This is a genomic window from Streptococcus sanguinis, assembly GCF_019929145.1.
In the GTDB taxonomy this organism is placed as follows: Bacteria; Bacillota; Bacilli; order Lactobacillales; family Streptococcaceae; genus Streptococcus; species Streptococcus sanguinis_U.
Genome location: NZ_JAHZOW010000003.1, coordinates 116618 through 129523 on the forward strand (window position 1 = coordinate 116618; position 12906 = coordinate 129523).

General features: G+C 46.6%; 11 protein-coding genes. 2 read left to right on the top strand and 9 right to left on the bottom strand.

All coding sequences use genetic code 11. The features are described from left to right. Nucleotides 1-111 precede the first annotated feature (111 nt). Entirely contained in the window at nt 112-840 is a 729-nt protein-coding gene (locus K1I94_RS08105) for a pseudouridine synthase (RefSeq protein ID WP_223315065.1), read from the bottom strand. 11 nt (nt 841-851) lie between these two features. Further along, nucleotides 852-2021 carry an MFS transporter gene (locus K1I94_RS08110; protein WP_223315013.1) on the bottom strand — a complete coding sequence of 390 codons (1170 nt, stop codon included), beginning with the start codon at nt 2019-2021 and terminating at the stop codon, nt 852-854. 193 nt (nt 2022-2214) lie between these two features. Between K1I94_RS08110 and def the strand changes: the two genes are divergently transcribed. Then, on the top strand, nt 2215-2847 hold the full coding sequence (gene def, locus K1I94_RS08115) for a peptide deformylase (protein WP_004193461.1): 633 nt from the start codon (nt 2215-2217) through the stop codon (nt 2845-2847). A 61-nt stretch (nt 2848-2908) separates the two neighbouring features. Here def and K1I94_RS08120 read toward each other — a convergent pair whose 3' ends face one another. The 5 genes from K1I94_RS08120 to K1I94_RS08140 form a co-directional block, all read right to left on the bottom strand. Beyond that, entirely contained in the window at nt 2909-3139 is a 231-nt protein-coding gene (locus K1I94_RS08120; RefSeq protein WP_002908679.1) for a GlsB/YeaQ/YmgE family stress response membrane protein, read from the bottom strand. A gap of 94 nt (nt 3140-3233) precedes the next feature. After that, nucleotides 3234-4475, bottom strand: coding sequence for an aminopeptidase (locus tag K1I94_RS08125; protein WP_011837526.1), 1242 nt, complete (start codon nt 4473-4475; stop codon nt 3234-3236). A 21-nt stretch (nt 4476-4496) separates the two neighbouring features. Further along, nucleotides 4497-4649 carry a hypothetical protein gene (locus K1I94_RS08130; protein WP_002911653.1) on the bottom strand — a complete coding sequence of 51 codons (153 nt, stop codon included), beginning with the start codon at nt 4647-4649 and terminating at the stop codon, nt 4497-4499. Nucleotides 4650-4668: 19 nt separating this feature from the next. Next, nucleotides 4669-5355, bottom strand: a complete 687-nt coding sequence (locus K1I94_RS08135; protein WP_032906159.1) for a class I SAM-dependent methyltransferase — start codon at nt 5353-5355, stop codon at nt 4669-4671. An 11-nt stretch (nt 5356-5366) separates the two neighbouring features. Further along, nucleotides 5367-9755, bottom strand: coding sequence for a PolC-type DNA polymerase III (locus K1I94_RS08140; protein ID WP_223315014.1), 4389 nt, complete (start codon nt 9753-9755; stop codon nt 5367-5369). 165 nt (nt 9756-9920) lie between these two features. Between K1I94_RS08140 and K1I94_RS08145 the strand changes: the two genes are divergently transcribed. Beyond that, nucleotides 9921-10469 (top strand): DUF1307 domain-containing protein, encoded by a 549-nt coding sequence (locus tag K1I94_RS08145; RefSeq protein ID WP_223315015.1) that lies wholly within the window; start codon nt 9921-9923, stop codon nt 10467-10469. Nucleotides 10470-10552: 83 nt separating this feature from the next. Here the strand turns inward: K1I94_RS08145 and K1I94_RS08150 are convergent, their stop codons facing one another. Both K1I94_RS08150 and K1I94_RS08155 read right to left on the bottom strand, forming a co-directional pair. After that, entirely contained in the window at nt 10553-10933 is a 381-nt protein-coding gene (locus K1I94_RS08150; RefSeq protein WP_032916189.1) for a PH domain-containing protein, read from the bottom strand. A gap of 90 nt (nt 10934-11023) precedes the next feature. Continuing rightward, nucleotides 11024-12874, bottom strand: a complete 1851-nt coding sequence (locus K1I94_RS08155; protein ID WP_223315016.1) for a proline--tRNA ligase — start codon at nt 12872-12874, stop codon at nt 11024-11026. Nucleotides 12875-12906: the final 32 nt, after the last annotated feature.

The following is a 12906-nucleotide window of genomic DNA, read 5'->3' on the forward strand; positions in this document are numbered from 1 at the left end:
GTCATCAGGAAATTATCAAAAGAATTGTGCCTAAGATATATAGTAATTTTTGAATACATCCCAAAAACGGCGTAAATTAAAACCCAGCACCTATTCATTAGGTGCTGGATTTTAAAGCTCGACTTTAAAAATTGTTAAACGTTCTAATTCATCAGTAGTCAATCTCCGCCATTCTCCAAGAGCTAGTGCAGGATCCAACTGTAGGGGCCCCATCGTGAGGCGCTGAAGATCCGTGACTTCTTTTCCGCAGGCAGCTACCATGCGCTTGACCTGGTGGAACTTGCCTTCAGCTAGTGTAATTTCTACGAGAGAAGTCTCTTTTGCCTCGTCCAGCTCTAAAATCTTGAGATGAGCTGGCTGACAGGTGAAGTCTTTCAGTTCTATTCCTGCAGCAAATCGCTCTACATCTGCTTGGTTCATTAGACCTGCCACTTGAGCTCGGTAGATTTTTTCGACGTGCTTTTTGGGTGACAGCATGGCATGAGCCAGCTTGCCATTATTGGTCAGAAGGAGCAGACCATGGGTATCAATATCCAAGCGGCCAACAGGAAAGACTTCCTTCTGACGGGCAGTCTCGTCCAGCAAGTCCAGAACTGTCTTATGACGGTTATCTTCTGTAGCCGAAATGACTCCCTGCGGCTTGTTGAGAAGGTAGTAAACGAATTTTTCATAGGTCAGCCTTTGGCCAGAAACGACAATCTCATCTGCTGTCTCATCAATTTGAGTCTTAGGTGATTTCTCTGCTCTACCATTGACCAAAACCAGCCCTTTCTTTAGGATCTGCTTGACCTGAGCGCGTGAGCCCAGACCATTTTCTGCTAAAAATTTATCCAGACGCATCATATAACCTCCTAGCTTCCTGAATCCAATCCGCTCTTTTCTTTGCTAAATCTTAGAACAAAGAGCGAGGTCAGAATCATAGCCAGTCCCAAAACGCTGAAGATAAAGGCTGGGGCGTTGGAGAATCTCCCGATGAAACTGAGGACAAATGTAGTGGCCGTTGCTCCGATACTGCAACCTAAAATCACGATAGAAGTGGCTTGATTGAGTAGGTGGGCGGAAATGCGCTCGGACAGGGTGTAAAAAATGGTCGTCAGACCGACACTATAGACAAAGCCGGCGCTAATAGTAGCCATGCTGAGTGACAAGAGATTTGGTGAGAAGCCAATAACAATCTGAGTCAGTCCAAAAACCAGACCAGAAAGCATCAGCAGTTTATCTCTAAAAAGACGGGTCAAACTAGCAAAGCTGATGCCCGCTGCAATCCCAATCAACTGCATCAAGGAAAGAATAACGCCTGCAGTTTGAGCTGTTCCCATACCAGACTTCTCTACAATCCCCGGCACCCGCACATTGATGGCAATATAAGTCAGCACAATGACCCCCGCCACAAATGCAAAAACTAGACTCAGCTGCCAATCCTGACTGCTTAGCTTGGGAGTCGATTCAGACTGCTCTTGCTGCTTTTCAGAGACCTTGTCATAAGGGACAAAAAGCAGATAAAGCGCTAAAACCACCAGTCCGAAAGTATAGACGAGAAAGGCAGCCTGCCAGCCGAGAGGAAGAAGCCGACTGACACCAAAAGTCAAGAGGGCTGTACCAACTACTTCTGCCGACCCTCTCAGTCCCAAAAGCCGAACGCGTTCCTGTCCCTTGTAGCGTTCGCTAACAATCGAGATAGCCTTGGCATTGAGTAGACCGATTCCCATCCCAAAAACAATCCGAGAGGCAAACATAAGCCAGTAAGACTGATTAAGTAGAGGAAGAAGCCCGCAAAGTGAAAAAATCAGAAGCCCGCTCACAATCATCTGACGCTCTGTTAGGTATTTTTCAATGACCCTATTAAACAGCAACATCAGCATAATCCCAGCCGAAGGCAAAGAAACCAGAAGTTCTACCCAACTTTCTGGAATCCCCTTATAAAAAGCAAACATGGCTGACTGGGCACTGGAAATCGAAAAAGCCGTCGTCAGAATCAAAGAAAGCGAGAGGATACTCACTTTTTCCATCAATTTTTTCATTCTATTTTCCTTTAAAATTCACACTACCTCTATCATACAGTTTTTTGGGCCAAGACGCAATTTCTTTGCCAGGAATATCATGGGTCGCTGTGGCTCCATTCAAAATCTGGTAACGCCAGTCAGTCAAAACCGCTCCCGCCTTTATTTCTTGGAGGTTTTATGTTATGATGAAGGATAGAAAAAGGAGAGAATCATGTCTGTGAGTGAAAAAACATCTGTTATTGAACGATTAACCAAACCAGCCCATTTAATTGATATGGAGGACATTATCCGCGAGGGTAATCCGACCCTGCGTGCTATCGCTGAGGAAGTCAGCTTCCCTCTATCAGATCAAGAAATCATTCTGGGCGAGAAGATGATGCAATTTCTCAAACATTCCCAAGACCCAGTCATGGCGGAAAAAATGGGACTGCGTGGCGGTGTTGGTCTAGCTGCTCCCCAGCTGGATATTTCCAAACGGCTCATCGCTGTTTTAGTTCCCAACCCTGACGACGAAGAGGGCAATCCGCCTAAGGAAGCTTATAGTCTGCAAACGCTGATGTACAATCCTAAGATTGTAGCCCATTCCGTTCAGGATGCAGCCTTAGCTGATGGTGAAGGCTGCCTATCAGTCGATCGAGAAGTACCGGGCTACGTAGTTCGTCATGCACGAGTGACCGTGGATTACTTTGACAAGGATGGTCAAAAGCATCGTATCAAACTCAAGGGCTATAACGCCATTGTTGTTCAGCATGAAATCGACCATATCAACGGCATCATGTTCTATGACCGCATCAATGAAAAAGACCCATTTGCAGTCAAAGACGGCATGTTGGTGATTGAGTAAATAACTTGCATATCATTATCGAAAATACCTAGATAGAAACTATCTAGGTATTTTTTCTATTCTAACTATCCCGTCTCCAGAAAATAGCCAAGAGGATAACTGCTCCTAGCACTGATGGAACAACAGCTGTATCAGCAAGCATTGGTCCCCAATGGCCAAAGAGAAATTGACCTATCAAGGAACCAAACCAGCCCAAGAGGATTTTTCCGATACAGCCCATGCGCTCCCCACGGCTGGTAATAGCCCCAGCGATAAGGCCGATGATAAAACCGACAAACATACTACCAATCATATATTCCCCTTCTTTCTATATTTCTAGCAAGACTTCTCAAGAAGCAAGTGGAAGCTGTCATTATGGAATGTGCCATTTAAGGCAGCTCGAAACCTTAGATTGCCCAGTCTCCATTTCTAAAGATTGCTACGCGGCTGCCGTCTTCACGGATACCGTCAATATCCATCTGATCAGAGCCAATCATAAAGTCCACATGGACATCCGAGCGGTTGAGACCCGCTGCTTCCAACTCTTCTTCAGAGAAATTCTCTCCACCGACCACACTAGTCGCATAGGCTGCACCGATAGCCAAGTGGTTAGAAGCATTTTCATCAAAGAGAGTATTGAAGAAGGTAATACCTGATTGGGAAATCGGGCTTGGATCTGGTACCAAGGCACACTCACCTAAAGCACGCGCACCCGCATTTTCAAAGACAAGATCTTTCATAACCTGGTCTCCCTTTTCAGCAGTAATGTCCACAATCTGGCCATCCTTGAAAGTTACCTTAATGCCTTCGATGATGTTGCCATTGTAGCTGAGCGGCTTAGTGCTGGTCACATAACCTTCAGCTCGGCGGAAATCCGGTGCTGTAAAGACCTCTTCTGTTGGCATATTGGCAATGAAATACTCGCCCTGGGCATTTAGACTGCCAGCTGACTCCCAGTGATGGTTCTTGGGCAAGCCCAATGTCAAGTCAGTTCCAGGAGCTGTGTAGTGCAGAGCTGTGAATTGCTCCTCGTTTAAAACCTTAGCTTTTGAGCTGAGTTTTTCTTCATGCGCCTGCCAAGCGGCTACTGGATCATTCTCATAGACACGGCAGGTTTTGAAAATCTGATCCCAAAGCAAGTCTACCGCTTCCTCATCACTGGCTGCGTTTGGAAAAACCTTCTTAGCCCACTCTGTACCGGCTGCTGCAGCGACTGTCCAGCTGACTTTATTGGATTGGGTTGCAATCCGCATCGGCTTCATGGCTATCCCCATAGCCTTAGCAGAAGCCGATAATTTCTCGGCATCCACGCCATTTAAAGCTCCTGGGTCAGATGAACGAACGCCCAAGCGGCTGGCTTTCTTTTCGAGGAGATAGTTCATCTCAGCCACCTTATAGTCTGGAACATTGTCCAAGCGCTCCATCGGTGCATGGAGGAATTTCTCCCGCGTAGTCAAATCATCCGCCCACTGGACGATGACCTCGTGAGCACCCAGAGCATAGGCCTCCTTGACAATCAAGTGAGCCAGCTCACGCTGCTCCACATCAATATTGAGCGCCACCGTGTGACCCGGCTGCACATTAATACCATTGGCAACCAATAGTTTAGCGTATTTTTCTAAGTTTTCTTTAAAATTTGGCAGAACCATGCTGCTTCTCCTTTTCTTTTGTTAATTCTCTTTAAACAGGGACAGCAGGCTAACCGCTGCCACCGTACCGCAAATCAAAGCGGTCATTTTCAAAATCGTATCTGGGTCAAGATCCAGCTGGTAATCAAACACCTTTTGCGCAGGCTTATCTTCGGCATTTATTCTAAGTTTCATGAGAGAGTCCTTTCCTTTGTTAACCATCTATTGGTTTATGATGCCAGATGACTTTCATATTCCAACCATCCTGAATTAATTTACAGCCTGGCAGCAACTTCCCATAAATCTCTTCATATCCTTTTTTAGAAAGGTAGCGATCTGTTGCTAAATGATTGAGCCAAGATTTGGAGGTGCTATGTTTGAAGATTCTTCTGGCATTTTTCAAGCCGAATCTTTTCCAGTGTCGAGGAAAATCTAAATAAGCGCCTACAACATAGGTCCAAGTTGAAGGAGTGGGCTTTTCTGATACATTGTCCATAACAAACAGGATGCCACCTGGCTTTAGTAATTTCTTACATTTTTCCAAAGCTTCAGGGATGTCCAAATGATGAAATGTCGTTCGACTGAAAATAAAATCAAATTGTTTCTCAAAAACAGCGGTTAAAAAATCATCCTGCAGTAATTCTACATTCTGTAAATCTTCTTTTTCTACTTTATCTTTTGCTATCTGCAGAAAATCCACAGAAAGATCTATTCCTGTCACATGTTGAAAATATGAAGACAGAAAAATGCAGGTATTCCCTCCGCCACAACCAATATCCAAAGCGGAAACTCTACGGTCAGGCAAATTATCCAGTAGATAATCGGGCTTGCCTTCCAAAAGAGTAGTTACCCAATCATATTCTAAAGCAACCGCATTAAATTGTTCCGTAATATTTTCCATAAACATCCTTCTTAAAAAAACTCATCAAACAGACTCAACTGGTTATCCTCGGGCATATTTCCTAGAATACCCATGTCGTCCATTTTTTCGACTAGGGTGCTAGAGAGGCCGCCGCGTTTGCGGAGTTCTGTCTTAGAGAGAAATTCGCCTTCTTCGCGCGCTCTGACTACTTGGCGGGCAACGTTGTCACCCAGACCGTCCATGGCAGAGAATGGTGGGATAAGGGTATCCTCTTCGATGAGAAACTCAGTCGCGTGGCTCTTGTAGAGGTCCAGCTTCCCGAACTTAAAGCCCCGCTCCAACATTTCATTGACGATTTCCAAAGTCGTATAAAGGTCAATTTCTACATTGGAAGCTTCGTTGTTCTTGCGCTTTTCAGCGATTTCGTTCATCCGGCGCTTGACGGCATCAAGTCCGCCACTCATGGTCTTGATATCAAAGGCCTTAGCCCGGATGGAGAAATAAGCACAGTAGTAATAAATCGGATGATGTACCTTGAAGTAGGCCACCCGCAGGGCCATCATAACATAGGCTGCCGCATGGGCCTTGGGGAACATGTACTTGATCTTTCCACAGGACTCGATGTACCATTCTGGCACATTGTTTTCCTTCATAGCTGCAATGTAGCCATTGCGCTCTTCTTCAGAAATCTTCAGCCAGAGGCCTTTCCGCACGCGCTCCATGATCGTAAAGGCCATCTTAGGATCCAAGCCCTTGTGCATGAGGTAAACCATGATGTCGTCCCGACAGCCGATAACAGTGGACAGGTCAGCAATCCCTTGCTTGATCAAGTCCTGAGCATTGCCCAGCCATACGTCCGTACCATGAGAGAGACCAGATAGCTGTAAGAGCTCGGCAAAAGTTGTCGGATGGGTCTCATCAACCATGCCCCGTACAAAATTAGTCCCAAACTCCGGAATCCCCAGCATACCAGTCGGCGTGCCGATTTGCTCCTGAGTCACACCCAGAATGTCTGTTCCAGAAAAGAGGGCCATGACACCAGAGTCATCCATAGGAATATCATTTGGATCAATACCAGACAAGTCCTGAAGCTTCCGAATCATGGTCGGATCATCGTGTCCCAAAACGTCTAGCTTGAGGACATTTTCATCGATATCGTGGAAGTTGAAGTGGGTGGTCTGCCACTCGGCCGTCACATCGTCAGCTGGATATTGGACCGGTGTAAAGTCATAAACATCCATGTAGTTAGGGATAACAACGATTCCGCCCGGGTGTTGTCCAGTCGTCCTCTTGACTCCGGCCGCTCCCTGCGCCAGACGCTCAACTTCGGCGTCTCGGTAGAACTTCCCGTAGTCGCGCTCGTAGCCCTTGACAAATCCATAGGCCGTCTTAGCCGCAACGGTACCAACGGTACCAGCCCGAAAGGCGTATTCTGAACCAAAGATATCCCGCACGTCCAAATGGGCGCTCGGCTGATCCTCTCCGGAAAAGTTCAAGTCAATATCGGGTACCTTGTCTCCGTCAAATCCAAGGAAGGTCTCAAATGGAATATCCTGACCGTTCTTGCTCAGCTTGTGACCGCACTCTGGACAGTCCTTATCCGGCATATCAAAGCCAGAACCATAGGAGCCGTCCGTGATGAACTCGCTGTATTGGCATTTGCCACAGACATAGTGGGGCGATAGAGGATTAACCTCGGTAATCCCAATCATGGTCGCGACAAAACTGGATCCGACAGACCCCCGCGAGCCTACCAGATAGCCCCGCTCATTGGAGCGTTGCACCAGCATCTGCGAAGCCAGATAAATCACGGCAAAGCCATTCCCCAGGATAGAAGTCAGCTCTTTTTCAATCCGCAAGTCCACGATATCTGGCAGCGGATTGCCATAAATCTCAAAAGCTTTTTGATAGGTCAGCTCGGCAACTGTCTCCTCGGCCTTGTCAATGAAAGGCGTATAGAGGTCACCCTTGACTACCTCTACCGGCTCAAAGGTCTCCGCTAGCTGATTGGGATTGGTAATGACCAGCTTCTTAGCCAAGTCCTCTCCCAAAAAGGCAAACTCGTCCAGCATCTCATTGGTAGTCCGGAAGTGAGCCTTAGGAAGCGGAGCCGGCTGGGCATTTTCGCCGTGACCAATGGTCCGGTTAATCATGGCTCCCTGACCCAGACTCCGTACGATAATCTCCCGGTAGATCTCTTCTTCCGGTTCGATATAGTGAACGTTCCCCGTCGCAAGGACAGGCTTGCCCAAGCGATCGCCGACCTCAATCAGATTGCGAATAATGGTCTGCAGTTCTTCCTGGTCCTTGATTTGCTCCTTGGCAATCAGCGGCTCATAGATAGCCGGCGGCATAACCTCGATAAAATCATAATACTTGGCTACTTCGACAGCCGCATCCACCCCCTGAGAGACAACAGCATCATAGACTTCGCCTTCTGAACAGGCTGAGCCCAGAATCAGGCCTTCACGATGGGCATCCAGCACGGTCCGTGGAATCCGAGGGACACCTTCGAAATACTTGGTATTGGACAGACTGACTAACTTGAAAATATTCTTGAGCCCCGTCTGATTTTTTACATAAATGGTCGCATGCTTGACCCGAGCCTTCTTGTAGGAATTCTCATCGACCAGATCCGTATTCAAATCCTTAAGGTTGGTCACACCATGCTTTTCAGCCACATCCTTGATAAAGATAAAGAGGAGGCGGCCCGTCGCTTCTGCGTCATAGTTGGCCATATGGTGGTGCTCCAGAGCAATCTGGAAACGCTTGGTCAAAGGCCCCAGACCATGACGCTTGTACTCTGGATAGAGGTTACGGGCAAATTCCAGCGTGTCAATAACTGGCTGAGTGATTTTCGGCAGGCCATGACGCTCATAATTGACATTCATAAAGCCCACGTCAAAGGTAGCATTATGGGCAACGAGGACACTGTCCTGGCAAAATTCCTGAAATTCTTTCAGCACCTGCTCTAGCGGCTTGGCATTGCGGACATGCTCATCTGTAATCCCGGTTAGATCCGTCGTAAAGGCCGAAAGAGGATGCCCAGGATTGATAAACTCATCAAACTCAGCGATGATATTGCCCTTATGCATCTTACTGGCGGCGACCTGAATCAAGTCATTGTAGACCGCCGAAAGGCCTGTCGTTTCCACGTCAAAGACCACATAGGTCGCATCGCTCAGCGCCATGTCCACTTCATTGTAGACGATGGGAACCCGGTCTTCTACAATATTGGCCTCCATACCGTAAATCAGCTGGATACCAGCTTTCTTAGCAGCTTTGTAGCCATGGGGAAAGCTCTGCACATTGCCATGGTCGGTAATGGCGACAGCCTTGTGGCCCCACTTGGCGGCCGTTGCCACGATTTCCTCCACCTCAGGCAGGGCGTCCATAGTAGACATATTGGTATGGGCGTGAAACTCAACCCGCTTCTGGCCCTCAGGCATCAAATCCTTGCGCTCATAGTGGGTAACGGCCTGCACATCCTGCACATTCATCGTCAGGTCGCGGGTGAAATTGTTCATCTCCACATTTCCCCGCACACGCAGCCAGGCACCTTTCTTAATCATGTCAAACTTCTTGGCTTCTTCTTCGTTTTTCATCCATTTCTGCAAGGAGAAGCTGGAAGTGTAGTCTGTCATCTTGAAATTGAGCAAGACCCGGCCGGTCCGAGTAACTTTCTGCTCCAGATCAAAGACCATTCCTTCAAAGACCAGACGGTTTTCTTCAGTCTGAACTTCAATCATAGGGGTAATCTCTGCCTTGTCTAGCTTTGGCTTAGCCGCAGCCTTGCGAGCTTGGAAGTCATAGGCTGGCTTTTCCTCTGGCGGTGGTGCCATCTGCTGTAGGGATTCCATGGCTTTGAGCGCCTCTTCATTGGCCGCCTGGACAATCTTGTCATTCTCCGCCTGGAAATTCTCCGCTTGCTGCTGGGTCAGCTCATCGCTGTGCTGAACCTGACAGGTCAACTGAGGAAAGCCGTACTTGACCAACTGCTGGCTGAGGTTGGGCAGATGATTCTTGCGAAAATGCTCCGTATCAATGGTTGAAGCTCCCTCAATCAGCAGCTTGTCCCCATCCAAATGAACCCGCAAATCCTGATACAGACTCTTGAAGCCATGACTGGCACATGGGCCTTCCTCAAAGGCTAGCTGGTAATAAGCCTGCAAGAGCTCGTCCGACACCTGAGGAGCCTGACAGTGAATTTCAAAAATAGCTTGATTGCCCGTCTTAGAAAACTCTTGAGCTAAGCGCTTCTGCAATTCCCGAAAAATCTCAACCGGCAGAATATTCGCAAAAGAAAAATGAAACTCCCAGACCCGACTGACCTTGTGGACCAGAACCTTCTCAATTTCTGCATTCAAAAAGGCCTCTGAATTTCTCATTTCCAGTGGCATATCCAGCTGATTCATTAAAATTTCAAACTTGTTTGACATGACATTTCCTCGTACAGTAGTGACCCTATTTTACCATAAATCAACACTTTTTTCGACAGAAAAAGAGTAGGGCAAAGCGCGACTCCTACACAATTGTCAATGCATTCTCTTGATACTAAGTTATGATATAATAGAACAGAACATTTATCAAAAGGAGTCTTAATTGTGAAGAAAATTCTATTAGCCAGCGCTTGTCTGCTGACCCTGACTGCCTGCAGTATGCCTAATCAGCATAAGCAAGAAAACAAGCCCAAGCAAAATCAGAGCCAGAGCCAAAGTAAAGTCAAAGAAGAAAAGACGAAGACGAAAACTTTTTCTAATAAAATTGATGAGTATTATACTAATTCAGTCAAACTTTTCTATACTAAAGACAAGATCCTATCTTTTCAGCTAATTTCCAGCCAAGCCATCCCTGAAGAAAATCAAAAAATGAGTGTTGAAGAATTAACGAAATCCTATAGAGAAGATCTTAAGAAAAGTCCCATGATTGAAAATCAAGAAAAGCTAAAAGGACTTAAAATTCATCTTAAAATTTCTGAAGACAAGAAAAACGCTATAGCCATTTTTGACTTTGATCTCAGTAAAATAGATCAAGAACAGTTGATTCAATCAGCAAGTGACTCTGAAAGTAGTCAGACTTTCTTCAGGAAACTTCAAGATAAACCAGAAGTTGTCTTTGATTATTTGAAGGGGCAAGGACTTAAAGAAGAATAAAAAAGCTTTCTGAGTGATTTAACTTTATAGTTAATGCTCAGAAGGCTTTTCTGTTTATTTTTAAATCCCAAAGGGGCAATATGCTATCTTAAGACTGCTTCTGCCAAGGCTTTTTGGATAGCGATGACGCTGCGGTCGCTGGTAAATTGCAGGACTTCTGCTGGCTCTTGAGCGCTGGAAACCCAAATTTTCAGCTCGGCATCTAAGTCGAAATGGCCGGCTGTTTCCACTGAGAAGCGACTGATAGAGCGATAAGGAAAAGACTTATAAGAAGTCTTTTTGCCAGTCATTCCCTGCTTGTCGACCAAGATTAAACGCTTATCTGTAAAGACAATCAAGTCACGAATGAGGCTAAAAGCCAGTTCTACATTCTCTGTTGTTGTCAGAATATCCTCCAATTGTCTTTCTGTTTTTTCAATATCTTTCTGAGAGGCATTGCCTAATAAACCGCCGAATAATCCCATCAATCGGTCCTCCAATCTATTTTTTCCTACTATAGCATTTTCACCTCCAATAAGCAAAAGAAAACTGCCAGATAAAACTGGCAGTTTGTTTTATTTTGTCAAAATAGACAAGGTTTCTAGCAGATTATCGGCGTGGACTTCAATGGTATCGCCAGTAGCCTTAATCTTAACTTCGACAATGCCTTCTGCAGCTTTCTTACCAACTGTCACACGGATTGGGAGACCAATCAAATCGCTGTCGCTGAACTTAACACCAGCGCGCTCATCGCGATCATCCACCAAGACCTCATAACCAGCACTTAGCAAGTTAGCCTCGATTTGGTCTGTTAGAGTCAAGGCTTCCTCGTCCTTGACATTGACCGGAATCAAGTGCACATCAAATGGTGCCAGCTCTTTCGGGAAGTTGATGCCCCAAGCATAGCGGAATTCGCCCTTAGGAGTTTTATTGACAAAGAGACGGGCATGCTGCTCCATAACAGCAGACAGGAGACGGCTGACACCGATACCGTAACAACCCATAATCATCGGTACTGCTCGGCCATTTTCGTCCAAGACATTAGCGTTCATGCTGTCAGAGTAGCGAGTTCCCAGCTTAAAGATATGCCCAATCTCAATCCCGCGAGCAAACTTGAGGACACCTTGGCCGTCTGGCGAAATCTCACCTTCACGAACCTCACGGATATCCACATACTCAGCGGTAAAGTCACGACCTGGATTGACACCGGTCAAGTGGTAACCATCTTCGTTAGCGCCAACCACGGCGTTAGCTAGGTCTTGCACCTTACGGTCAGCAATGATTCTCACGCCTTCTGGCAGATTGACTGGCCCTAGTGAACCAAATCCTGCTCCCAAGAGCTGACGAACTTGATCTTCACTCGCCACGTCAAAGAAATCCGCTGCCAAATGATTTTTCATCTTGACTTCATTAAGCTGGTCATTGCCGACCAGAAGTGCTACGACAGGAGACTCGTCAGCCATGTAAACCAAGGTCTTGATTGTCTGGCTTTCATCCAACCCTAGGAAGGAAGCAACTTCATCAATAGTCTTGCAGTCAGGCGTTGAAACACGGGCTACTTCTTCCTCAGTCACGACACGTCCTGCTGGCTTGTATTCATCTGTCGCCATTTCAAGGTTGGCAGCATAGCTGGACTCACTGGAGTAGGCAATGGTATCCTCACCAGATACCATCCAGCTGGTCAATTCTGTCCGAATAGCTTCCTGAACATCCTCAGGAATTTCATCAAAGCTGGCTACAGACTTGTCCAAGACAACCCAGCGGTTCAAATCCGTCCGGTCTGGCGTAATGGCCATGAATTCCTGGCTATCCTTGCCCCCCATGGCACCGCCATCACCAATAATGGCTTTGAAATCTAGCTCGCTGCGGGTAAAGATTTTCTCATAGGCAGACTTGTATTCATCATAAGCCGCATCCAAGCTGTCATAGTTAGCATGGAAACTGTAGGCATCTTTCATGATAAACTCACGCGTCCGCAAGAGCCCGTTACGAGGACGCTTTTCATCACGGTATTTAGGCTGAATCTGATAGAGATTGAGTGGCAGCTGTTTATAAGATTTAACCGAATCACGGACGATAGCTGTAAAGGTTTCCTCATGGGTTGGTCCTAGGATAAAGTCTGATTTCTCACGATTTTTCAGCTTATAGAGGTCTTCTCCATAGGTCTCATAACGGCCAGACTCGCGCCAGAGGTCTGCACTGAGCAGGGCAGGCGCCAGCATCTCCACTGCACCAATCTTGTCAAACTCTTCCCGCATGATTCTTTTGGCTTTTTCAATCACGCGATTGGCCAGCGGCAGATAAGAATATACCCCAGCTGAAACCTGACGGACATAGCCAGCCCGCAGCATAAGAGCGTGACTGATTACTTGAGCATCGCTAGGCATCTCGCGCAGGGTTGGAATTAACATTTTACTTTGTTTCATAAAAACAAAACTCCTTGACTTTCATTGAATAA